At 68.6% G+C, this 22914-nt stretch carries 18 protein-coding genes and 1 pseudogene; 17 read left to right on the top strand and 2 right to left on the bottom strand.

What is annotated here, in order from left to right:
- The first annotated feature begins 179 nt into the window (after window positions 1-179).
- Complete coding sequence (locus JXZ78_RS11945; protein WP_238782965.1) at window positions 180-359, top strand: hypothetical protein; 180 nt, start codon at window positions 180-182, stop codon at window positions 357-359.
- A gap of 204 nt (window positions 360-563) precedes the next feature.
- On the opposite strand, the pseudogene JXZ78_RS41040 reads toward JXZ78_RS11945, so the two are convergent.
- A pseudogene (locus JXZ78_RS41040) lies at window positions 564-956 on the bottom strand (alcohol dehydrogenase catalytic domain-containing protein); the annotation flags it as partial.
- 273 nt (window positions 957-1229) lie between these two features.
- Between JXZ78_RS41040 and JXZ78_RS11940 the strand changes: the two are divergent.
- The 13 genes from JXZ78_RS11940 (at window position 1230) to JXZ78_RS11880 (ending at window position 15730) form a co-directional block, all read left to right on the top strand.
- Entirely contained in the window at window positions 1230-1850 is a 621-nt protein-coding gene (locus JXZ78_RS11940) for a helix-turn-helix domain-containing protein (RefSeq protein WP_238782964.1), read from the top strand.
- A gap of 117 nt (window positions 1851-1967) precedes the next feature.
- A complete protein-coding gene (locus JXZ78_RS11935) occupies window positions 1968-2198 on the top strand; it encodes a hypothetical protein (RefSeq protein ID WP_238782963.1) in 231 nt (76 codons plus the stop codon).
- 437 nt (window positions 2199-2635) lie between these two features.
- Window positions 2636-4171, top strand: a complete 1536-nt coding sequence (locus tag JXZ78_RS11930) for a flavin-containing monooxygenase (RefSeq protein WP_238782962.1) — start codon at window positions 2636-2638, stop codon at window positions 4169-4171.
- Window positions 4164-5099 (top strand): alpha/beta fold hydrolase, encoded by a 936-nt coding sequence (locus JXZ78_RS11925; protein WP_238782961.1) that lies wholly within the window; start codon window positions 4164-4166, stop codon window positions 5097-5099. The genes JXZ78_RS11930 and JXZ78_RS11925 overlap by 8 nt, the downstream gene beginning before the upstream one ends.
- Window positions 5083-6477, top strand: coding sequence for a flavin monoamine oxidase family protein (locus tag JXZ78_RS11920; protein ID WP_238782960.1), 1395 nt, complete (start codon window positions 5083-5085; stop codon window positions 6475-6477). Before JXZ78_RS11925 ends, JXZ78_RS11920 begins: the two co-directional genes overlap by 17 nt.
- A complete protein-coding gene (locus JXZ78_RS11915; RefSeq protein WP_238782959.1) occupies window positions 6474-7178 on the top strand; it encodes a transporter in 705 nt (234 codons plus the stop codon). Before JXZ78_RS11920 ends, JXZ78_RS11915 begins: the two co-directional genes overlap by 4 nt.
- A 26-nt stretch (window positions 7179-7204) precedes the next feature.
- Window positions 7205-8563, top strand: a complete 1359-nt coding sequence (locus JXZ78_RS11910) for an NAD-dependent succinate-semialdehyde dehydrogenase (RefSeq protein ID WP_238782958.1) — start codon at window positions 7205-7207, stop codon at window positions 8561-8563.
- A 29-nt stretch (window positions 8564-8592) separates the two neighbouring features.
- Window positions 8593-9708, top strand: a complete 1116-nt coding sequence (locus JXZ78_RS11905) for a Zn-dependent alcohol dehydrogenase (protein WP_238782957.1) — start codon at window positions 8593-8595, stop codon at window positions 9706-9708.
- 17 nt (window positions 9709-9725) lie between these two features.
- On the top strand, window positions 9726-10982 hold the full coding sequence (locus JXZ78_RS11900) for an aspartate aminotransferase family protein (protein ID WP_238782956.1): 1257 nt from the start codon (window positions 9726-9728) through the stop codon (window positions 10980-10982).
- A gap of 100 nt (window positions 10983-11082) precedes the next feature.
- Window positions 11083-11523, top strand: a complete 441-nt coding sequence (locus JXZ78_RS11895) for a hypothetical protein (RefSeq protein ID WP_238782955.1) — start codon at window positions 11083-11085, stop codon at window positions 11521-11523.
- On the top strand, window positions 11510-13183 hold the full coding sequence (locus tag JXZ78_RS11890) for a class I adenylate-forming enzyme family protein (protein ID WP_238782954.1): 1674 nt from the start codon (window positions 11510-11512) through the stop codon (window positions 13181-13183). Before JXZ78_RS11895 ends, JXZ78_RS11890 begins: the two co-directional genes overlap by 14 nt.
- Before the next feature lie 706 nt (window positions 13184-13889).
- A complete protein-coding gene (locus JXZ78_RS11885) occupies window positions 13890-14756 on the top strand; it encodes a phytanoyl-CoA dioxygenase family protein (protein ID WP_238782953.1) in 867 nt (288 codons plus the stop codon).
- 347 nt (window positions 14757-15103) lie between these two features.
- Window positions 15104-15730, top strand: coding sequence for a TetR/AcrR family transcriptional regulator (locus tag JXZ78_RS11880; protein WP_238782952.1), 627 nt, complete (start codon window positions 15104-15106; stop codon window positions 15728-15730).
- 70 nt (window positions 15731-15800) lie between these two features.
- Here JXZ78_RS11880 and JXZ78_RS11875 read toward each other — a convergent pair whose 3' ends face one another.
- Window positions 15801-19016 carry a bifunctional cytochrome P450/NADPH--P450 reductase gene (locus JXZ78_RS11875; RefSeq protein ID WP_238782951.1) on the bottom strand — a complete coding sequence of 1072 codons (3216 nt, stop codon included), beginning with the start codon at window positions 19014-19016 and terminating at the stop codon, window positions 15801-15803.
- Window positions 19017-19266: 250 nt separating this feature from the next.
- On the opposite strand from JXZ78_RS11875, the gene JXZ78_RS11870 reads away from it, so the two are divergent.
- The 3 genes from JXZ78_RS11870 (at window position 19267) to JXZ78_RS11860 (ending at window position 22834) form a co-directional block, all read left to right on the top strand.
- Window positions 19267-20328, top strand: a complete 1062-nt coding sequence (locus tag JXZ78_RS11870) for a zinc-binding dehydrogenase (RefSeq protein ID WP_238782950.1) — start codon at window positions 19267-19269, stop codon at window positions 20326-20328.
- A gap of 606 nt (window positions 20329-20934) precedes the next feature.
- On the top strand, window positions 20935-22332 hold the full coding sequence (locus JXZ78_RS11865) for a flavin monoamine oxidase family protein (RefSeq protein WP_238782949.1): 1398 nt from the start codon (window positions 20935-20937) through the stop codon (window positions 22330-22332).
- A gap of 205 nt (window positions 22333-22537) precedes the next feature.
- Entirely contained in the window at window positions 22538-22834 is a 297-nt protein-coding gene (locus JXZ78_RS11860; protein WP_238782948.1) for a hypothetical protein, read from the top strand.
- Window positions 22835-22914: the final 80 nt, after the last annotated feature.

The raw sequence follows: 22914 nt of genomic DNA, 5'->3' as shown, positions 1-22914 counted from the left end.
CACAGCCAGATGAAAGGAAGTGGTCGCGGAATTCACGGGCGGCAGCGTCGCTCCGCCCGACACGGGCCGGGATCCACCGTCGATGACGTTGCTGACGGACGATGGGTGTCATGGTTCCTTCTTCGTGCGTGAGGGGTGTCGGAGGTGGGCGGGGTGCCGCGCGCTCAGGGAGACGGCAGTTGACGCGACTGCCGTCCGGCGGCGAGGACCTCCAACGCCTGTGCGGCCTCTTCGAGCGGGCGGCGACGGAGATCATCGGCGTGAGCAGGAGTTCGCCGTCCATGAACTGGCCGACGAGCGGGGGAATGCCGATCCGCGGACGGATGCTGTCGCAGTTCGAACCGAGGTTCCGCTCGTGAACTCATTCCCGGTGGGGCGAGATGACGTCTTCGACGCCATCGGGCACACGACGACGGCTGAGGCCGCGACCTGTTCGCTCGCTCGCGGAGGCGCTGCGGTGATCGTGAGTCTCCCGCTGGCCGGCGCCTTGGCGGAGGTTCGATCCGCTGCGGCTTGCCGAGACCGACGCCGAGAGGCGTGTCCTTGCGCGCCTTGATGGCGCCACCGGCCGGGATCACTGCCTCTTCGGCCCACGCGCAGACGCCCACGTCGTGGTGCAGCGGCGCACCGTGCAGCGACAGCCAGCTGGTGCCGTCGGGCAGTCCGCCGGAGGTGTTGACGGTGGTGGCGAGGGCGTGGCACCAGGTCTCGCGGCCGGCGGAGAATGCCGGACACGTCACGCAGTACGGCTTCCAGGGCAGCACGACAGGATCGCCCCCGGTAAGGCCGGGGACGTCTGGCCCCACGGCGGTCACGACGCCGGATCCCTCGCGGCCGGGGACACAGGGCGTCGGCCCCTCCCAGCCCCCGGACGAGACGAAGCGCCGAGTGACACACGCCCGCCGCGGTGATGTGAACGCCGCCTTCGCCTGTCTGCGGATCAGCGAGGTCGACATCCACCACCTCGACGGGCGCGGCCGGGTCATGGAGAACAACCGCGCGCATGGGCCTCCAAGAGTTCGGGAGGTGTTTAGTGTCACTAAACGTCGGCAGATTTATCACGCCGTCGGTGGCACCGCAAGGGGTTCGGCACCGGCGCCCTCCGGAGGGCACACCAACTACCCATGACGCGTGTGCCTTAGCCTCGTGTCACGGAGGGGGCTCGTCCAGGTCGGCCTGCCACCCGACGGGCACACGACCTCGACCGCGGGACGGGCGGTGAGCACACAATGTCCATCGATGACGGCAAGAGAGCAGGCGGAGCGGCCAAGGGCTCCGCGGCCCTCGAAGCGTCCGCCGGCGCGCAGCTGAGGAAGATCAGGCTCCGCCGCGGGTTGTCGTTGACGGAGGTCGCGCACCAGGCAGAGGTCACCAAGGGCTTTTTGAGTCAGTTGGAGCGTGGGCTCACCAGCGTGTCCGTCCCGACGTTGCTGCGCGTCTGCGATGTACTGCAAATCGGGGTCGGCGAGCTGTTCGCGTACCCCGACGAGCAGGTCGTGGAGGGTGGAAGCCGGATCGACATGGGCGGTGAAGGCGTGGCCGAGTACCTGCTCACGCCCGCCGGCACCACGGCGTTCCAGGTCTTCCGTTCCGTGATCGAACCCGGCGGAGGCACCGGTGGCTCCTATCGGCTCGACATCACCACGATCTTCGCGATGGGGCTGAGCGGCTCGACCCGTCTGGTCGTCGGCGGCGAGACCCGGATGCTGTCAGCCGGCGTGTCCACCTCGTTCTCCGGTCAGACGCTCCACCGGTTCGACAATCCGGGTACGACGGTGAGCGAGGTCCTGTGGGTCCTGTCGCCTCCCCTGCCGCGCGTCACGCGAGGACCGTCCTGGAGCCGCTCGTAGACGGCCGGTCCGCGCGTCCGCAGGACGGAGGGCCTGCACTGCGCCGGCCACGGCCGAGAGGGCGACGAACCCGCCGATCACCCAGGCGCCCCCAATGTACCGATGAGAAGCGGGGGGTTGGCGCCCAGCAAGCAGACCACAGGCCAGGCCGAGGAAGGCCACGACCGTACGCCACACCGACTGCTGCTCATCGGCACGCCGGAAGAAGCCGATCACCGCGAGCCTGGTGGTCACCAGCAGCAAAACAATGCCGAGGGCAGCGGCGCCGGAGAACCAGGCGTAGAGGTCCCCGATCGGATCGAGGTTGAGCGCGGCGACGAAAAGCGTGGTGACGCACGCGACCGCTGAGACGACAACCGAGGACGCTGACGGCGCGCGGTGCCGGAACGACACGCCCAGCGACGCCGGAAGCTCACCGGTCCGGGCGAGTGCGAACCGGTAGCGCGTTACGACGTTGTGAAAGGCCGGAACGCCCTCGACAGTACGCACGAGTACGCACGCGAACTGACTGGCGATCAGAGCGCCTGCGACACACCGACGTTGTCACCGCAACGGCTGCGGCGAGGCCGGCCGCTGCGCTGACGCCCTGCTCCTCGAAGAGCCGAGCGCGGCCTCGGCCGAGGTCGCGCTCGGCTGTCGACCACCGTATGGGCGCAGCGGCGCAATCGGCCTGTGCATCGTGCACCGGGTCCGGGCGAAGCAGGTGCTCACTGTCGTTCTCACCGCGGTCGCGACTGGCGACAGTGAAGCGACCGCCACAGGAACAGCGAGGGAACGGAAACGCCATGACAGCTGAGGTGTTGGACGCCGTCGAGGAGTTCGACGTGGTGATCATCGGAGCAGGGATCTCCGGGATCGGCGCGGCCACCTATGTCAGCCGGGAGCTCCCCGACAAGTCGCTCGTCGTGCTGGAAGCACGCGACGACATCGGGGGCACTTGGGATCTGTTCCGCTATCCCGGCATCCGCTCGGACTCCGACCTCCACACGTTCGGTTACGCGTTCAAACCGTGGCGCCACGAAGCCGCGATAGCCGACGCTCCCCTCATCAAGGAGTACCTCCAGGAAGCAGTCGGGGAGAACGGCCTGGGGCGCGTCCTCAGGCTCCGCCACCGGGTCATCCGCTCGGAATGGTCCTCGTCGGAATCGAGGTGGACCCTCACCGTCCAGACGTCGGACCCCGCCACGGGCGCGACCCGGACCAAGACGTTCCGCGCGGGGTGGGTCTTCGCCGCCACCGGCTACTACCGGTACGACGAGGGGTTCTCCCCGGAGTTCCCCGGGCGGGACGACTTCGAGGGCCGGATCGTTCACCCGCAGCGCTGGCCCGAGGGTCTCGACTACAGCGGGAAGAAGGTCGTCATCATCGGCAGCGGCGCGACCGCGATCACGCTGGTGCCGGCCATGGCCACCGGGGAAGGCGCCGCCCGCCACGTGACGATGCTGCAGCGCACCCCCACCTACGTCATGGCGCTCCCCCGTGTCGACAGGGTCGCCCTGGCACTCACGAAGGTGCTCGGACCAGAGCGCGGGTACGCCGTGACGCGGTTCAAGAACATCTGGGCCGACCGGGCCGTCGTCAAGGGGCTGCGGACCTTCCCCAAGGCCGGGCGGGCGCTGATCCGGCGCGAGAACATCAAGCGCCTGCCCAAGGGATTCGACGTCGACAAGCACTTCAACCCGCCGTACGACCCGTGGGACCAGCGGCTGTGCCTGGCACCGGACGGTGACTTCTTCGACGCGATCAAGGAGGGCAGGGCCTCCGTCGTCACGGACACCGTGGCGAGGTTCAGCAGGCGCGGAATCGTCCTGGCGTCGGGCGAGGAACTGGAGGCCGACGTCATCGTCACCGCGACGGGGCTGAACCTGCAGCTCTTCGGCGGCATGCCCATCGTGGTCGACGGGCGTCAGGTCGACATCGCAGACGCCCTCTGTTACCGCGGGATGCTGCTGAGCGGGATCCCGAACTGGGCGATGGCGATCGGTTACACCACCTCGTCCTGGACGCTCAAGGTGAGCCTGATGTGCCGCTACTTCATCGACCTGGTCAGGCACATGGACGCCCGCGGATACGACACGGTGGTTCCGGTCGCACCGGCGGGGGCGGAACGCAGGCCCGTCATGGATCTTCAGGCCGGGTACGCCAAGCGCGCCGAGAAGCACATGCCCAAGCAGGGCCTCGAAAAGCCCTGGCGGATGGCGATGTCCTACCCCGAGGACGCCAAGGCCCTCCGCGGCCCGGTGGCCGACGAGCACCTCGAATTCGGCACCCGGCAGGCGGCCGCGCAGTCGCCCGGTGGGAGGCGGGCCACCCATGCCTGAGACGAACGGCGCCGAGGGCGTCGACCAGTACGCGACCCTGCCCTCCGGGATCAGGATCTGCTTCCGGGACCACGGCGACAAGGCCGACCCCGCGATGCTGCTCGTCGCGGGACTGGGCGAAGACCTCACCTTCTGGACGGACTCGTTCGTCGGCTCACTCGTCACCCGCGGCTTTCGGGTCGTCGCGATCGACAACCGCGATGCCGGCCAGTCGACGTTCGTCGCCGCTTCTCCTCCCGGACTCTGGCGTCGGATCGCCGCACGTCCGCGCGGCGATGCGTACGCGCTGGCCGACATGGCCCAGGACGGCATCGGCGTACTCGACCATCTCGGGATCTCGCGGGTTCACCTGGTCGGACGGTCGATGGGCGGAATGATCGCGCAGACGATCGCGGCCACAGCGCCTGAGCGGGTTCTGTCCTTGACCTCCGTCTACTCCACCACCGGGGCACGCAAGGTGGGCCAGCCGGCTCTGTCGACGGTTCTGCTCCTCGCCGCCCCGCCGGCGAGGAGCAGAACCGCAGCGGTCCGTGCTCACCTGCGGCTCACCCGGCACATCGCGGGAGTGGGACATCCCATCGATGACGCGGCCGAGGCGGCCATCGCAGCTCGTGGATGGGACCGCAACGCCGGTGATCCGGCGGCCGGCACGGCGCGCCAGATCCAGGCGATCCAGCGCTCCGGGGACCGGACGGCCCAGCTGAGCGGGGTCACAGCCCCGACGCTGGTCATCAACGGCGACCGGGACCTGCTGATCGACCCGAGCGGCGGCGCCGCGACCGTCCGGGCGATCCGTTCGGCGCAGCACGTGGTCATCCCGGGCATGGGCCATCACCTTCCCGAGGCCCTCGTCGGCCCCGTCACGACATACGTCTCGCAGCACGCGAACCGCGTGGGTGAAGGAGGAAACCATGTCCGAATCTCCTGAGCCCGGCTCCGAGGACACCACGGTCGACGTCGCGGTCGTCGGCGCCGGCTTCGCCGGCCTGAGCGCTGCCGAGCGACTGGTGAGTACGGGGCGGTCCGTCCTGGTCGTGGAAGGCCGCGACCGGGTCGGGGGCCGATCGCTCTCCGGCGAGGTGGCAGGCGTGAAGGTCGACCTCGGAGCAACGTGGGTGGCACGACGCCACACTGCCGTCCGGAACCTCGCGAGCCGAGTGGGGTGTACCACGACCGACCAGTTCGACCAGGGTCGCAACGTGCTGTGGATGGCAGGTCGGCGCCGCACCTACAGCGGCACCATCCCCAAGGTCTCCCCCACCGTCCTGATGGACATGGCCCGCATGCAGATGGCGGTGAACAAGCTGGTCGCGACCATCGACGTGGACGCCGCGTGGGAGTCGCCCGGGGCCGACCGGCTGGACGCCATCTCGTTCGGCGAGTGGCTCGACCGGAAGCACGCGCTGCCCAGCACCCGTGCGCTGATGACCGTCGTCAGCAAGGTGCAGTGGGGCTGCGCTCCGGGAGACGTCTCCCTGCTGCACGCGCTGCGCTGCCTCCGTTCGGCGGGCGGGCTCGATCACATGCTGGACGTCGAGGGCGGTCAGCAGCAGGACCGGTTCGTCGAAACCACTCAGGAGATCGCCCTGCGGGTGGCGGAGCGGCTCGGCGACCGCGTGCGTCTGGAGACACCGGTGCGCCGTATCACGCAGGACGAGGACGGCGTCACCGTCCGCACCAACTCCGGCGTGATCCACGCCAGGTACGCGATCGTCACGGCCTCGCCGGCGCACCGCGCCGCCATCGAGTTCGATCCCGCTCTGCCCGAGCGGGCCGAAGGGCTCACGCGAACCTGGCGCATGGGCGTGCTGAGCAAGGCTTTCGTGGCCTACGAGAAGCCGTTCTGGCGGGCCGACGGATGCTCCGGTGAGGCGGTGACCGACACCGGAACCCTGTTCATCACCTTCGACGTGTCACCCGCCCACAGCGGACCGGGCGTCCTGATGGCCTTCTGCGATCCGCGCGTCTTCGAGGGCTTCAGCCCCGCGACCCGACGCGACCGGGTCAGCCGGCAGCTCGCCGACCTCTACGGCCCGCAGGCCCGCACCCCGATCGACTACGTGGACCACTGCTGGGGAGCCGAGCCCTTCGCCCCGGGCGGCCCCAGTCCCGCTGTCGCCCCCTACGCGACCGTGAGCTTCGGCAAGGCGCTGAGCGAGCCCCACGGACGCGTCCACCGGGCGGGCAGCGAAACCGCCGGCGAATGGGCCGGCACCATGAACGGCGCGGTCCTGACGGGCCGGCGCACCGCCGAGAACATCGTCACCCTCCTGCCCCACGACGTCCGAGAGGGGGCGTTGCGATGAAGGAAGCGCTGTTCTTGCTGGCCGATCTGTGGATGGTCTGCGCCGGCTACTTCTACGGCTGGAGGTTCATCCGCCGGTACGGCAACTACCTCCTCGGTCTTGAGTGGATGGTCGTCGCGACGTCGGGCAGCAACTTCCTGCTCTGGTCGCTGCTCGGAGCCGACAGCGGCAGCCTCCTGTACGACGTGGCGTACTTCTTCGACGCGTTCTCCAGGTCGGTCGGCATCACGCTCATCCTGATCCTGGGCCTGATGCAGGTCACCCATCGCCACAAGCCGAGCCTCGGCGTCGACATCGGCGTGTTCGGAGTTGCGATCGTGGCCGGCCTGTTCCTCCGGCCCTTCCACGGCGCGGATCTCCACACCGACCGCGCCGCGTTCTCGGTCGCCTTGTTCTACGTCGTCGTCAATCTCCTCACGGCGGTCTTCGTCGGGTACTTCGCCAAGCGGCTCTGGGACGCGGGCGCGAGGTGGCCGGCGATCTGGACGGGACTGGTCACCGCCGCCGGGACCGCCATCGCGTTGACCTACGACTTCTTCCCCCTGCCGTTCGACGACGCGAACCGCACGGTCTTCTACACCGCCGCGCTGGCGACGTGGGGCACCCAGGGATTCGTCTACTTCCGTGCCTATCGCGCGCTGCACGATCACGACGCGGCCGTGGATGCGAACCCGGCTCACGCCACAGCGGCCATCGCATGAACCCCGAACACGAAGAGGGAGGCAGTATGGCGAACAGGCACGTGTACGCGGTGGTGGACCCGGCCAGCGGCGAGTTGGTCAAGGAGTACCCCACCGCGACGGACGAGGTTGTTCACGGAGCGCTCGACGCGGCGTCGAGGGCTTACGCGCAATGGTCGAGGCGGACCTCCGTGGCTCAGCGCGCCCAGTTGTTGAACACCGTCGCCACCCTGCACAGCGAGCGCAGCGGGCACCTTGCCGGGATCATCCACCGGGAGATGGGCAAGCCGGTGGAGGAGGCCATCGCGGAGGTCGAGTTCAGCGCTTCCATCTACAGGTACTACGCCGAGAACGCGTACGAGTTCCTCACCGACGAGCCGATCGGGCTTTTCGAGGGAGAGGGCACCGCATTCATCCGTCGCCAGCCGATCGGCGTACTGCTGGGGATCATGCCCTGGAACTACCCTTATTACCAAGTGGCCCGATTCGCCGCACCCAATCTGGCGCTGGGCAACACCATCGTGCTCAAGCACGCACCGCAGTGTCCGGAGTCTTCCGCGGCTCTCCAGCAGTTGTTCACGGACGCGGGCTGCCCCCATGACTGCTATGTCAATGTCTATGCCACCAACGAGCAGATCTCTCTCGCCATCGCGGACTCCAGAGTGCAAGGCGTCTCCTTCACCGGTTCGGAGCGGGCCGGCGCAGAGATCGCCGAACAGGCCGGGCGCAGCCTCAAGAAGGTGGTGCTCGAACTGGGCGGCTCGGACCCCTTCATCGTGCTGTCGGCCCACGACCTCGACGCCACGGCCCAGGCGGCGGCCGAGACTCGATTCGAGAACACCGGACAGGCGTGCAACGCCGGGAAGCGCATCATCGTCGCCGAGGACATCTATGACGTCTTCCTCGCCAAGTTCACCCAGAATGTGCTCGCCATGGCCGACGGCCTGGCGCCGCTCTCCTCGGTTGCCGCCGCTGAACGCCTGGAAGAACAAGTCGAGCGAGCCATCGCTGACGGGGCGTCCTTCGTCTCCGCAGGACAGCGTGCAGGGGCGTACTTCCCGCCTGGCATTCTGACGGGCGTATCGCCGACGTCGCCGTCGGCCGCCGAGGAATTCTTCGGTCCCGTCGCGATCGTCCATCGAGTCGGATCCGAGGACGAGGCCGTCGACCTGGCGAACGGAACACCGTACGGGCTGGGCTCCTACGTGTTCACGACGGACGCCGAGCAAGCGCTGCGTGTCGCCGACAAGATCGACGCAGGCATGGTCTTCATCAACGGTGTCGGACTCGAAGGCGCAGAACTGCCTTTCGGCGGGGTCAAGCGGTCCGGTTTCGGCCGCGAACTGGGCCGGGCCGGAATCGACGAGTTCGCCAACAAGAAGCTCATCCGCACTGCTCGGACGTGATCGCCACAGCGCACAGAGGAAAAGCTCTCATGACCATCGAATTCGACGCCGCTGTCTTCAGAACGCCGAACGAACCGCTGACCGTCGAAAGAGTGACTCTTCCCTCGACGCCTCCGCCCGGTGAGGTGCTCGTGCGGCTCAAAGCGAGCGGGGTGTGCCACAGCGACCTCCATGTGCTCGTGGGCGAATGGGAGGTGCCTTCGCCGATGATTCTCGGCCATGAAGGCTCCGGGATCGTCGAGAATGTCGGCGAAGGTGTCACGACGCTGAAGAAGGGCGATCACGTCGTGCTGTCCTGGACGCCTTCGTGTCGCCGCTGCCGCTATTGCATCAGTGGCAGGCCCGTCCTCTGTGACATGGTCAGCCAGCACTCGGCGAACCATCTGTCGTTCGACGGCCGGCCTCGGATCACGTCCGCCGTCGGGGGCGACGTGTACAGCTTCGCGGGCCTCGGAACATTCGGCCAGTACACTCTCGTGCCCGAGTCGGGCGCGATCGCCATCCGCGACGACGCACCGTTCGAACAGTCAGCTCTGGTGGGATGCGCCGTCACGACCGGCGTCGGCGCGGCCGTCAACACCGCCAAGGTGTGTCCGAGCGACACCGTGCTGGTCCTCGGCTGCGGCGGCGTCGGCCTGAACGCGATTCAGGGGGCTCGGCTCGCCGGCGCGCGGAAGATCATCGCCGCGGACGTCTCCGATGAGAAGCTCAAGCAGGCACGTGTCTTCGGCGCGACCGATCTGATCAACAACGGCCGCGAGGATGTCGCAGACAGGGTGTACCAGCTCACCGACGGATGCGGTGTGGAGATCGCCATCGAGGCCATCGGGCTGCCTCACACCATCGAGTCGGCCTACGAAGTCCTGGCCCGAGGCGGCACGGCCGTGGTCGCCGGGCAGGTGGCGGACGGCATGAGGATCTCCATCGACCCGCTCGTCATGTCCGACCAGGAACTGTCGCTCATCGGCTCGAACTACGGATCGAGCAAGCCGGCTTCCGACTTCCCGCTGCTGATCGACCACTACATGAACCACCGCATCGATCTCGACTCCCTGGTGACGAGCGTGATCGGTCTTCAGGACATCAACGAGGCGTTCGACCAGATGAAGCGCGGCATCGGTATCCGCTCGGTGATCACCTACTGAAAGGCAGGGGCGATCCCATGGCCCTGGAATCATCACGTTCGGCCTTCGAGCGAGCTCGCCGCAGCGTCGGCGGGGGTGTGGGATCGGGCCTGCGCGCCGCGATGCCTCCCCACCCGCTCTTCGTGCGGGAGGCGCGGGGCGCGTACGTCTGGGACCTGGACGGCGACCGGTACGTCGACTACGTGATGGCCTGGGGCCCCCTCGTCCTCGGTCACGGTGACCCGCGCGTGGTGTCCGCGGTGTCCGAGGTCACGACGAAGATGCAGGTCGTCGGCACTGGCCACCCGCTCGAGTACCTCGCGGCGGAAGCGGTCCTGGAGGCCGTGCCGCACGGCGAGCGCCTGCTGTGGAGCAACACGGGGACCGAAGCCGTGCAGGTGGCGCTGCGCCTCGCGCGAGCCGCCACCGGGCGGCGCCGTGTCCTCAAGTTCGCCAAGAGCTACCACGGTTGGCATGACACCGTGTATGCCGGAATGTCCGAGGACGACTGCGATCGTCCCGCGGCCCCCGGCGGACCGGGGCAGTCGGCCAGCGTGCTGGACGACCTGGTCGTGGCGCGCTTCAACGACGTACAGCTGGCCGAGCGCCTGCTGAGCGAGTCCGTCGAGCGCGACATCGCGGCCGTGCTCGTCGACCCGGTAATGAGCAACGCCGGCGTCGAAGCACCCGCGCCACAGTTCCTGTCGACGCTGCGAACCCTCTGCGACCGGCACGGCGTCGTCCTCGTCTTCGACGAGGTGATCGTCGGGTTCCGGATCGCACGGGGCGGGGCGGCCGAGAAGTACGGCGTGCTGCCCGACCTGTCGGTCTTCGGGAAGGCGATGGCCGGCGGTTTCACCCAGAGCGCCGTCGTCGGCCGGGCCGAACTGGTGGATCAGGTGACGGCCGGCGTCGTGCACGCCGGAACCTTCAACGCCAACCCGGTCGCACTGGCGGCCGTCGCGGCGACGATGCGCGTCCTGGCCGATCCCGCGGTCTACGAGCTGCTCGAACGGACCTCGTCCGAGTTCGAAGCTCGCGTCGGCGCCGCTCTTGGTTCATCTGCTCACTTCGGCCGCTTCAACCGGGTCGGCTCGCTCCTCCAGTACGTCCCTGCCGGCGGGAGTACCGGGCTCCACGGGACCAGCGGGCTCTGGACCATGATTCTCGAAGGGATGCTGCGCCAAGGCTTTCTGTTCATGCCGTCCGGCAAGGTCTTCATCAGCACGGCGCACACCAGCGTTGACATCGAGGCGACGGCCGAGGCCCTCGACCGGCTGCTGCGGCAGTGGTGACGTCCGCACCCAACCACGTGTAACCCCCCACCCGCCCCGGGTCAGGCCGCGTGTTCTGTTCCCCCGCGGTCTGGCCCGGCCCACCTTCCCGGAAGACACCATGCTGAACCTTTCGGTCCTGCTCGAGGACTCCGCCCGCACGCACCCGGTCCGGGACGCCGTCGTCCTCGGCACGACGCGTCTCACCTACGCCCAGGCCGAGGCCGGCGCCGTCGTCGTACCGCTCAACATCCTGCTCAAGGGCCGGGAGGCCGCCTACCACCTCGCCGGCTCGGAGGCGAAGGCGTACTTCTGCTTCGAGGGTGACGCGGGTCTGCCGATGGGTGCGGAGGGACACGCCGGATTCAGCGAGGCCCCGGGCTGCGAGCACTTCTTCCTGACGTCGACGTCGAAAGGATCGCGAAGAACCTGCGCGTCGGTGTCTCCGGCGGTGCCTCGCTCCCCGCGGAGCTCAGCAAGCAGGTCAGGGAGCGACTGGGCGTCCAGGTCCTGGCCAAGCGCATGGACATGGGTGGGAAGGACGGCGGATGACAGTGAATGAGGGCCGACGGCGGGACACGTTTCTCGACGGGTTAGGTACGGGGGCGGATGCGGTTCCCGCCTCGCTCGTGGCCGCCTGGAAGGCGCGCGTGGCGAAGAATCCGGAGGGAACGGCGCTCCGTTTCTTCGACGGTGCTCTGTCCGCGCGGGAGGTGGACGCCGCGTCGGACGCTCTGGCCGCCGCGTTCGAGGCCCGCGGCACCGGCCGGGGTGATCGCGTCGGGGTGTACCTGCAGAACGTTCCGCAGTACGCGCTGGTGTTGCTGGCCCTGTGGAAGCTGGGGGCCACGGCACTGGGGCTCAACCCGATGTACCGGCGCCAGGAGCTGCGCAGGATCATCGAGGACTCCGGGGCGGTCGGGGTCGTCTGTGCGGACGCGGACGTCCACGAGACCCTCGGCACGCTGGCGGGAAGCACGGTGCGATGGCTGATCAGCACATCGGCGCTGGATTACCAGACAAGGAACGATCCGCGGGTTTTCGCGACGACGCAACGCTACGCCCCGGCGCCGGACGGCGACCTGGTGGCCCTGATCGGTGAGTTCGAGGGCCGCAGCCCCTTACCCGTGGAGCTGACCCGCGACGACGTCGCGTTCCTGACGTACACCTCGGGAACGACGGGACCGCCGAAGGGAGCCATGAACACCCACGGCAACGTCCTGAGCGTAGTGGCGACCTGCGCGCCGTGGACGGGTCTGAGCGACGGGGACGTCGTGCTCGCCATGGCCCCGCTGTTCCACATCACCGGAGCGGTGGTCAACGCGACGATCTCCCTGCTCACCGACACCACGCTCGTCCTGGCGGGCCGGTTCCACCCCGAGGTCGCCCTGGAGGCCTTCGCCGAGCACGGGGTGACCTACACGATCGGCTCCATCACGGCGTACAACGCGGTCTACGAGCTGCCGCAGGCCGGACCGGAACACTTCGCGTCGGTGAAGGCCCTGTACTCCGGCGGCGCGCCGATCCCGCCGGCCACCGTCGAGCGGTTCCTGAAGCGGTTCGGCGTCTACCTCCACAACGGTTACGGGATGACCGAGACGACGTCCGCCGTCATCGCCGTGCCTCCGGGAGACAGGGCGCCCGTCCACCTGCCGAGCGGCACGCTCTCCATCGGCAAGCCCCTGCCGCACCTCACCGCGCGCGTCGTGGACCCGCACGGCAACCCGGTGCCGAGCGGGGAGCAGGGCGAACTCGAATTGAGCGGGCCGCAGGTGGTGCCCGGTTACTGGGACAAGCCCGAGGCCACCCGCCGGACGATGCCGGAGGGCCGGCTCCGTACCGGTGACGTCGCCGTCATCGACGAGCAGGGCTGGGTCTACCTGGTGGACCGGCTCAAGGACCAGATCAACGTGTCCGGGTACAAGGTCTGGCCGCGCGAGGTCGAGGACGTCCTGTACGAGCACCCGTCGGTGCTGGAAGCCGCGGTCATCGGACAGCCGGATGCCTACCGCGGCGAGACCGTCGTCGCCTACGTCTCGCTCAAGGCGGGTCTGAGCGCCACGGCGGAAGAGTTGATCGCTTTCTCCCGCGACCGGCTGGCCGCCTACAAGTGTCCCCGCTCGGTCCATTTCCTCGCCGGCCTGCCCAAGACCCAGAGCGGCAAGATCCGGCGCGCCGAGCTCCGCGGCCTCGACGGCCCCGGGCCGGTTTCCCCCTCGTAGGACTGATCCATGAGCGAGAACCCCACCGACCAGGGCCGTTGCTCAGACCGTGTCGCCGTCATGACCCGAGCGAGCCGGGGCATCGGTCTTGCCGTCGAGGACAGCTTGTCGCCGCAGGGGCGCGCGTGTGCATCACAGCGCGCAAGGCCGGGCCGCTTGAGGATGCCGCGGCTTCCTTCCTCCGGGGCAGCGTCATCACCGTCGCCGACGCGCGGACGAATCCCAGCACCGCCGCGAGATCTTCGACACCCTCGCACGCGATTCGGCGGGCTGGACGTCCTCGGGAACAACGCGGGCATCCAACCGGCGTACGGCCCTGTCGTCGGCCTGGACTCGATGCCGCCCGCGAAGTGCCGGAGGTCAACGTCCTCGCCACCCTCGGCTGGGTCCAGGACGCCGTGGCCCACCCGAAGCCAGGGTTCACCGAACGCCCGCCTGAATGGCCGCCGTATGACCGCGGCGGTGCGACCGGCCTGTGCAACGTGCACCGGACCCGGGCAAAGCAGGTGCTCGCTGTCGTTCTCGCCGGCGGTCGTGGCTGGCGAGAGTGGCGCCACCAGCCACAGGGACAGCGAGGAAACGCCATCACGATCGAACCCGCCTGGCCGTCGTCAGGGCGACGCGCAGTCGACCACGACAGCCAGGATGCCGGCGGCCGATCGGGCGTGCGGTCAACCGAAGTTCATGGTGAGGGAGAGGAATGCACATGACGACGCAGAAGCAGCCCCGGCCCCTGTCGTCGGTGGCGACGGACACCCCGACGGACGAGATTGCCGAACTCCTGACCCGCGATGGCGGCCTCATCGTCAAGAACTTCCTGACGCAGGAGCAGATGAACCGCTTCAACGCCGAGATCGAGCCCCCGCTGCAGGCGCTTCGCCCGGGCTCGACCCACGAGAACGACGTGGTGGCCGCGTTCCACGGCAGCAGCACCAAGCGCCTCACGAACCTGGTCACGCACAGCGCCACGTTCCGCGACGAGATCCTCGAGCACCGCCTGGTCCACGAGATCTGCGACCGGACCTTTCTCCCGGAGTCGGGCACGTACTGGATGACCACCGCACAGGTGATCGAGATCGGTCCTCAGAGCCAGGCGCAGATGCTGCACCGGGACCTGGAGAACTGGTTCCCGTTCGTCGGGATGGGGCCCAGCGGCCCGGAAGTCGCCCTCAACTTCCTGATCGCACTGACCGACTTCACGGAGGAGAACGGCGCCACCCGCGTCATCCCCGGGAGCAACCACTGGAGCGACTTCGAGGACCGCGGGACTCCTGAGCAGACGATTCCCGCGGTCATGAAGGCCGGAGACGCCCTGCTGTTCAGCGGCAAGACCGCGCACGGGGGTGGAGCGAACCGGACGAGCGACGAGTACCGGCGGGCGGTGGCCTTCGCCCTCAACCCGGGGTTCCTCACCGGCGAGGAGGCGTACCCCTTCCTGGTCGACATGGAGCTCGTCAGGACGCTCTCGCCGCGTGTCCAGCGCATGCTCGGGTTCCGCTCCCAGTATCCGACGGGCTCTCCTGGCCTGTGGCAGGTCGACTACGCCGATCTGGGCGACTACCTCGGTCTCTGAGAGCCGGCCCGATCAGGACACGCGCCCTGACTCCCGACCGTAGTGCTCCATCACGGTGACGGGGTCACGTCAGCGCCTTTCTGGATCTCCTGGGGTGCCGCGATGCGCCTCCCGTCCGATCCAGCGGCCTCATCCGGGCCCGCCGCTCCGCATTCGACGCTCGCGAGCGAAACGTCACCCGGGCCGGGCAGACTCTCCCCGCGGGCAGCGGGCCGGACACCTGGCGACTGAATCACCGCTCGGCCCACGACGGTAGGGTGCGTTCGACCGAGCTGTCCGCCCGGCCGGCGGCAGAGCCCTCGGCCGAGCCGACTGTGTCGCCCGACTAAGTCGAATATAGTGGGCGTATGGCTCATGTGTCCGCGGCGGAGCGCCGCCCTCAGTTGATCAAGGCGGCCATCGACCTGATGACCCGGGAGGGTGTCGCCGCGGGGAGTACCCGCGCCATCGCCGCGGAGCTCGGTGTCGCGCAGGCCACCGTCCACTACACCTTCGGCACGAAGGAGGACCTCTATCGCGCGGTCATGGACCAGATCACCGACGAGCTGGTCGCGCAGGTACAGCGGGCCGCGCCGGAGGACGCGGGCTTCGAGGAGACCTTCAGCGCCTTGGCGGGAGCCCTGTGGGGCACTGTGCGGGAGCCGACGACGCACCACCAGCTGCTCAGCGAGCTGACCATGTTCGCCCTGCGCGTCCCCGGTCTCAACGAGGCCCGGCAGAGCCACTACCGGCGGGTCATAGAGGTGACCGCACAGGTGATCACCGAGACGGCCGCGAGGACGGGACAGGAACTGGCCGAGTCCCCGGAGACGGTGGCCCGGTTCTTCCTCTCCGGCTTCGACGGACTCACCATGCAGGTCCTCCTGTGCCTGCCGGACGAGGCCACTGAGCGGACGGGCCTCAGGGCACTCGTGGCCGCGACCGTGGCGCTGGCCAAGGGCAGCCTCGCCCTGCCGGACGTGCCGACGGCCTGACACGACGTGGACACGTTTGCGGGCGCACCTTCCGGGTGCGCCCGCAAACGTCTCTGTCCACTCGTGAGAATCAGCCGGCCCAGACGTCCTCGACGTAGCGTCCGGCCTCGACGAGCTCCGCGAGCCATGCCACGGCCTGCTCATCGCTCGCACCGGTCCGCTCGCAGTAGAGCGTCATGAACGCTTCCCGTACGGCGGGTGCCATACGGCGGCCGTCGCCGCAGATGTGGACGCGTCCGCCGGCCTCCAGGACCGACCACACCTCCTCGCTCTCACCGGCGATGCGCTCCTGGACGAAGCGGGCGCCGTTCTCGGGTGCATGCATGAAGGTGGGGCGCATGCTGACGGCGCCGGCCGCCTCGGCCGCCTCGAACTCCTTGCGGTGCAGGAAGTCCACGTCGGGATGGTCGCAGCCGAAGTAGCAGAGCAGGGTGCCGGTCGAGCCGGTGTGGTGGCGATCGAGGACCGCGCCGCGGAAGGGCGCGAGGCCGGTGCCCGCGCTGATCAAGATCACCGGTACCGAGGTGTCCTCGGGAAGGCGGAAGGACTCGCTGCACGGCAGGACCCGGGCCTGGATCACATCGCCCGCGTTCACCGTCTGCAGGAAGTGCGAGGCGATGCCCCGGAAGGTGCCCTCCCCCGACCGGTGGGGCGCGGCGAGCAGTGACACCATCAGGTCGGCCTCGCCGGGCCGGGCCGCGGCGGACGACGAGATCGAGTAGTGCCGGGGGCGCAGTACCGGCAGCAGCTCCAGGAAGCGTTCGAAGGGCAGTTCGCACGCGCGGTAGCGCTCCAGGAGGTCCAGGACGCTGAGCCCTGCGAGGGTCACCTGCTCCCGGAAGGTGTCGGGGCCGGCGGTGGCAAAGGCCGTGAGCGGCTGCTTCTCGGGCGGGCAGGCAGTGTGCTCGGCGAGCACCGCGACCTGCTCCTGGGTGGCCGGGTCCTGGAGCTCGACGAAGTCGGTGAGCAGGCGGCGCAGGGGCAGCGGCCGGTCGACGGGCAGGGCGCCGCGGCTCCGGCGGCGGGCGCGCAGCCGGACGGTGCGGTCCAGGTCGAGGCCGAAGCGGTCGGCGACACGCTGGACGAGGGCCTCGGGGTTGCTGGGCAGGACGGCCAGGTGGTCGGCGGTGCGGTAGGTGACGCCCTCGGGCAGCCGGAGCCGCAGGAACCGCTTGGAGCGACCGAGTTCGTGGTCGGTGTCGACGAGTTCGTACGCTTCGAGGACCTCCATCGGCTGGACGCCGTGGCGATCGGTGAGGCCGCCGAGGACCGACTCCGAGGTGTCCTCCAGCTCGTACAGCCCTTCCCCTTCCGTTTCCGGTGCGGGGCCGGCCGCTTCGCCGGCGACCGCTTCGCCGTACTCGTCCAGAAGGGCCGCCCACAGGTCTTCCGTCCACTGGTCGACCGCTCCGGCGAAGTCACCGGAGGCGTCGGCGCTGCCGCGCTCCATGAGCGGGGCGGCGCCGGCGGCGGTCAGACGCTCGTCGATCAGGGTGGGGATCCGCTGGTAGGTGGCTGCCCAGTTGCGGTCACCGACCCCGAGGACGGCGTACCGCAGCCCGGCGAGCGAGCCGGGTGCGAGGTCCTCCAGGGAGGCGACGAACTCGGCGGCGTCGTCGGTGGGACGACCGTTGTAGGACGCGGCGACGATGACGACGGGGCCCTCGGTGCCGGCCAGCCGTCCCGTGTACGCGTCGAGGGAGGCGACGGAGGGGGTGAAGCCGTGCTCCTCGCCGTCCGTGCCGAGATCGCGGGCGATGCCGGCGCAGGTGCCGAGGTTGGAGCCGTGCAGCAGGGTCAGCGCGGTGCCGCTCACGCGGCGCGTCACGGCCGCGGTCGGGTCCACGAGGGGGTGCGCCGCCGTCACGGCGGGCAGGCGCCGTTCGCCGCTGGTGCGGCGGGCGAGCCGGAGGCGGAATCCGTCGGGCTTGATGGTCAGCGTCGACTTGATCTTCAGCTGGTAGTCGGTGTGGTCGATCAGGCGGTAACGGTGCACCAGCAGGCCCAGCAGCAGGGTGGCCTCGTGCAGCGCGAACTGGCGGCCGATGCAGGCCCGCTCGCCGTTGCCGAACGGCTTGAAGGCGTGGACCGAGCGGGCCGCCTCCCGCTCGGGAGTGAAGCGCTCGGGATCGAACAGCTCGACGTTCTCCCCCCAGGCCGCATCGCGGTGCAGGGCCGAGGTGACCACCATCAGCGAATCGCCCTTGTGTACCGGGTACCTGCCGCCGATGACGGTGTCCTCGATCGGCTCGACGGCGAACGCGGGAGCCGTCGGCCACAGCCGCAGGCTCTCGTTGAGCACCTGGCGGATGTAGGTGAGCTTGCCGATGTCACCGTACTGGGGGTCCGGGGAGTCGGTGTCACCCCACAAGGCGTCCACCTCGGCCTGGGCCCGGGCAAGCACCTCCGGGTGCTTGGTCAGGTAGTACAGGGCGAAGGAGAGCGCGCCGCTGGTCGTCTCATGGCCGGCGATCAGGAAGGTGATCACCTGGTGGCGGATGTTGACGTCGTCCAGCGGCTCGCCGGTGGCAGGGTCCTTGGTGTGCAGCATCAGCCCCATCAGGTCGTCCGTGCTGGTGTCGCCGGAGGCGCGGCGCTCTTTGATCACATCGTCGACGAGGTCCGTCATCAGGTCGACGTCCGTGCGGAACTGCTCGACCTTCTTCCTCTTGAACAGCTCGGAGCCCGGGATGGACTCGCCCTTCTCCTGGGCGAAGACGAGAGCCCGGGTCATCGCGTCGACGAACGGATGCAGGTCGTCACGGCGGAAGGACTGGAAGTCGTAGCCGAAGCCGCACAGGCCGATCGTGTCGAAGGTCAGCCTGGTCATCTCGTCGGGGACATCCACCGACTGCACCCCGGCCAGCCGGTCCCACTTGCCGATCAGTGAGCGGGCGACCTTGAGCATGGGGGCGTGGTAGCTGCGCATCGCGCCGAGCGAGAACGCGGGCATCAGGATGTCGTGGGCTTTGCGCCAGTTCGGTTCATGGTTGTAGGCGGTGAACAGGCCGTCTCCGGCCAGGGCCCGGACCTCGACCAGGTCGGCGTGAAGGTGTTTGCGGAAGCGGGTCTCGTCCGACAGTTCGGTCACCAGGTCCAGGCCGCCGATCATGACGGTGTCCCTCCCGAAGACCCGCAGCCGGTACACGGGCCCGAATTCCTTGAACTCCTTCAGCAGGTAGGCCAGGAAGTCCGCGCCTGCGGGAACGTTGAACGCGTGGCCTACGAGGGGCAGCGGGGGGCGCTCGGGGATCGCCCGCGCCGCGCCTACGGACACCTGAGTCATGAGCGTGCCTTTCGTTTCACTCCAGCAGTCCCTCGCTAACCTACACGCGACTTTGTCGGGTGAACATGTCGCTTGACTGTACCGAGGGACACAGTCATCCGAGGGAACTTGCCGACCCCTGAGAACGTCCGGCGGGCATCGCTTGACAGGAAACCTCGTCAGCAGACACGGTTGCCCGACATGGTCATACGACCATGTCGCGTGTATGCATTGCATGCGCACTTTTCACCGAGCACATCGAGGTTTCCGCATGAACACCATGCTGGCCGGACGGCTTCGCCTGGACACCCGCGCCTTCGCCGTCGAAGAGGTCCCGGTCCCGGTTCCCGGCCCGGGCGAGGTCCTCGTCGAAGTGCGGGCCGCCGGCGTCTGCCTGTCCGACCTCCATCTGATCGACGGCAGCCTGAGCCCCTTCTACCCCGTGGAGGCCGTCCAGGGCTCCGGTGCCATCACCCCTGGCCACGAGGTGGCCGGCGTCGTCCACACCGTCGGCCCCGATGTGAAGGGCGACTGGACTCCCGGCCTGCGGGTCGTGCTCCAGGCCGGGCAGGCGTGCGGCGATTGCGCCGACTGTCTGCGCCGCATGCCCTGCCGCCGGCCGCTGACCCGAGGGGTGGACTACGACGGGGGCTGGGCGCAGTACGCCCTGGCCCGGGAGGAAACCCTGCTCCCCATCCCGGACCACCTGCCGTTCGACCAAGCCGCGATCATCCCCGACGCCGTCTCCACCCCGTACGCCGCGATCGTGGACACCGGCGCGGTCCGCCCCGCGCAGGCAGTCGGCATCTGGGGAGCGGGAGGCCTCGGCGCCCACGGCATCCGGCTCGCCCGCCTGGTCGGCGCCGCCCCTGTCATCGCTGTCGACCCGCTGCCCTCAGCGCGCGAACGCGCCCTCCTCTTCGGCGCCGACCACGCGCTGGATCCCACGGCCGGAGACTTCACCGAGGCGGTGCGCGAGGCCACGGCAGGCCGGGGCATCGACGTCGCCTTCGACTTCGCCGGCGTCGGAGCGGCCCGCACCCAGGCCACCACCGTGCTCGGCCCGAACGGCGTCCTGGTGCTCGCCGGCCTCACCCCGGAGCCGGTCACCGTCGCCGACAGCATCGACTTCTGCTTCAACGTCCGGCAGATCCGCGGACACTACGGCTCCGAACCGGAGCACGTGGAACAGCTCGTCGGACTGGCCGCCGCCGGACGCATCGACCTCGGCCCCTCCGTCAGCGCCCACATCCCCCTGGCGGAAGCCGCAGACGCCGTGGCCCGGCTGGAGAAGAAGACCGGAGACCCGATCCGCCTCGTACTCGTCCCCTGAGCAAAGGAGAGCGGAGGCCGGATCACCAGGCACAACTCGGCCGATCCGGCCTCCGCCCCCACCACCGCCACCGCCACCGCCCAAAGGTCAGCGGCACCCTGGAGTGTTCGGCCATCCGGCGCTGACAGGGCAGCCGCTCAAGAGCGACCACTACCTGCTCGACTGAAATCCTTCTCTGTTCTGATTCCTTCCGAGGGAACAGACCGCAGCCGACGCCGGTGTTCGATTACGAGACCGAACGGCAAGCACGTTCACGATTGCCGAATTGTCCGAATGAAGTCACGCGCTCCGGGCATGGCGGGGCATGGTGCGTATCACAGCGCTTGTCAATCGGTGACCATCCGAAATCAAGAGTTCGGTGCATCGTGCACTTCTTCCGCACGAGACAGGTGCACGTTTTTGTTGCAGGCGGGATCCACAGTTGGGACGGTGGAAACGTCGGAACCGCGACCAACGAGGAGTCGGAACCAGGAATGAAAACCGCGGATTCGGGCGTGGCGCGTCGCCATACCGGCACGACGGAACATCCCATTCCCGAATCCCTTACTGCCCCGTTCACCCAATACATCTCACAATGCGCGGACCGCGTGAGTGAAGGAGGAAAGCATGTCGAACTCTCTTGAAGGCGGAACCGAGGACACAGCAGTCGACGTCGTGATCGTCGGTGCTGGCTTCGCCGGCCTGACCGCCGCAGAACAGCTGGTGAACATGGGCGTGTCGGTCTTGGTCGTAGAAGGTCGCGACCGCGTCGGAGGCCGAGCGTTCTCAGGCGAAGTGGCCGGAGTCAAGGTCGACCTCGGGGCAACGTGGGTCGCACGGCGGCACACTGCGATCCGAGACCTCGCGAGCCGATTGGGGTGCACCACGACCAGTCAGTTCGACGAAGGCCACAACGTCCTGTGGATGGACGGACAGCGCAGCACCTACACCGGCACCTTTCCCGAGGTCTCACCTGAAGCCTTGGAGGACTTGGCCCGCATCCAGATGGCGGTGGGGGAGCTGACTTCGACCATCGACGTCGATGGAGCCTGGGAATCCCCGGACGCCGGCCGGCTTGACGCGATTTCGTTCGGAGAATGGCTCGACCAGCAGCAAGCGACAACGAGCACTCGTGCGCTGATGTCCATCCTCACCAAGGTGCAGTGGGGCTGCAGCCCGGGGGACGTCTCTCTGCTGCACGCGTTGCGCTACATTCGCGCTGCAGGGGGTGTAGAGCACATGCTCAGCGTCGAGGGCGGTCAGCAAGAGGAGCGAATCACCGAAACCACTCAAGAGATCGCCATGAGGCTCGCCGAGCAACTCGGCGACAGGGTGGTCGTGGGTGCCCCTGTTCGCCGAATCAGCCAGGACGACAGCGGCGTCACGGTGAGCACCGACTCGAAAGTGATCAACGCCAAGTACGCCATCGTCACTGCCGCCCCCTCACACCGCGCCGACATCGTTTTCCAACCTGCCCTGCCTGAAAAGGCCGAAGGGCTCACGAAGACCTGGCGTCTGGGCACGCTGAGCAAGGCGTTCGTCGCCTATGAGAAGCCCTTCTGGCGGAGCAGCGGGCTTTCGGGGGAGGCACTGACCGACACCGGGACCGTGTTCATCACCTTCGACGTTTCACCCGGCGACAGCGGACCAGGTGTCCTGATGGCCTTTTGCGACCCTCGCGTCTTCGACGGTTTCCGCTCGGCCGATCGACGTCGCCGGGTGATCGACCAGCTCGTCGAGCTGTACGGCGCCCAGGCGAGCACCCCCATCGGCTACCTGGACCACTGCTGGGGGGCGGAATCCGAACCGTTCGCCCCGGGAGGGCCGAACCCTGCTGTAGCCCCCTATGCATCCGTCAGTTACGGCAGCGCCCTCACGGAGCCTCACGGGCGCGTCCACTGGGCCGGGGTGGAAACCGCGGGCGAGTGGGCCGGAACCATGAACGGCGCCGTGCTCACGGGTCAGCAGGCCGCCGAACGGGTCGCACAGCGGCTCGGAGGGCGCGCCGATAAGGGTTTCCAGTAGGCAGCACTGCGAGGAGCCGATTTCGGCAAGGCCGGACGGGAAGGCGTAGCAGACAGCTGCGTCGACCGGCGAGGACGCCGCCGATATCGGCTCCTGGCAACGCTAAGGGATCGGCCGCGCGGACATCGAGGTCTTCACCGCTCCTGGAACGCAGACGCCGCCCGCATTTAGGTCACCGAGGGCATCATGCTCGCCTGGTTCCAATATGAGCACGCGCCCCATCCCCCGACCTGCCGCTCTCCTGCCCCTGCCGGGGCGCCCTGATCTACGTGATCGCGCCGGGGACCGTCGCATCGACACCCTGGCCGCCCACCCCTTGCGCCTGGGACCGCTGGAACAGTCCGGCCGCCTCCTGTCCATCACCCCGGCCAGAACGGCGCCTTGGTCCCGTTTCGGCGGCATCACGATCAACGGCCTGCTCTCGCAGGCGTTCCTCGCCCAGTACGCCTGGACTCTCGACTTCGACCGCTTCGCATACACATTCCGTCCGCCACCGCCCTGACAGACTTCGGGTTCCGTCATGTTCACTCGCCGGAAACCGGTAGGACGCTGGGGGAAATGGGCGCGCCGGCCGTAACGCTC

It is taken from the genome of Streptomyces monomycini, from assembly GCF_022271435.1.
GTDB classification, from domain to species: Bacteria; Actinomycetota; Actinomycetes; order Streptomycetales; family Streptomycetaceae; genus Streptomyces; species Streptomyces monomycini.
This window is presented reverse-complemented; position numbering and strand designations above follow the sequence as displayed.

Coding starts and splice junctions, on each gene's coding strand:
- JXZ78_RS11920 (WP_238782960.1), top strand. CDS start 5,083: ATGTCCGAATCTCCTGAGCCCGGCTCCGAGGACACCACGGTCGACGTC.
- JXZ78_RS11875 (WP_238782951.1), bottom strand. CDS start 19,016: ATGACTCAGGTGTCCGTAGGCGCGGCGCGGGCGATCCCCGAGCGCCCC.
- JXZ78_RS11870 (WP_238782950.1), top strand. CDS start 19,267: ATGAACACCATGCTGGCCGGACGGCTTCGCCTGGACACCCGCGCCTTC.
- JXZ78_RS11890 (WP_238782954.1), top strand. CDS start 11,510: ATGACAGTGAATGAGGGCCGACGGCGGGACACGTTTCTCGACGGGTTA.
- JXZ78_RS11905 (WP_238782957.1), top strand. CDS start 8,593: ATGACCATCGAATTCGACGCCGCTGTCTTCAGAACGCCGAACGAACCG.
- JXZ78_RS11915 (WP_238782959.1), top strand. CDS start 6,474: ATGAAGGAAGCGCTGTTCTTGCTGGCCGATCTGTGGATGGTCTGCGCC.
- JXZ78_RS11910 (WP_238782958.1), top strand. CDS start 7,205: ATGGCGAACAGGCACGTGTACGCGGTGGTGGACCCGGCCAGCGGCGAG.
- JXZ78_RS11940 (WP_238782964.1), top strand. CDS start 1,230: ATGTCCATCGATGACGGCAAGAGAGCAGGCGGAGCGGCCAAGGGCTCC.
- JXZ78_RS11865 (WP_238782949.1), top strand. CDS start 20,935: ATGTCGAACTCTCTTGAAGGCGGAACCGAGGACACAGCAGTCGACGTC.
- JXZ78_RS11925 (WP_238782961.1), top strand. CDS start 4,164: ATGCCTGAGACGAACGGCGCCGAGGGCGTCGACCAGTACGCGACCCTG.
- JXZ78_RS11880 (WP_238782952.1), top strand. CDS start 15,104: ATGGCTCATGTGTCCGCGGCGGAGCGCCGCCCTCAGTTGATCAAGGCG.
- JXZ78_RS11860 (WP_238782948.1), top strand. CDS start 22,538: ATGAGCACGCGCCCCATCCCCCGACCTGCCGCTCTCCTGCCCCTGCCG.
- JXZ78_RS11885 (WP_238782953.1), top strand. CDS start 13,890: ATGACGACGCAGAAGCAGCCCCGGCCCCTGTCGTCGGTGGCGACGGAC.
- JXZ78_RS11895 (WP_238782955.1), top strand. CDS start 11,083: ATGCTGAACCTTTCGGTCCTGCTCGAGGACTCCGCCCGCACGCACCCG.
- JXZ78_RS11900 (WP_238782956.1), top strand. CDS start 9,726: ATGGCCCTGGAATCATCACGTTCGGCCTTCGAGCGAGCTCGCCGCAGC.
- JXZ78_RS11930 (WP_238782962.1), top strand. CDS start 2,636: ATGACAGCTGAGGTGTTGGACGCCGTCGAGGAGTTCGACGTGGTGATC.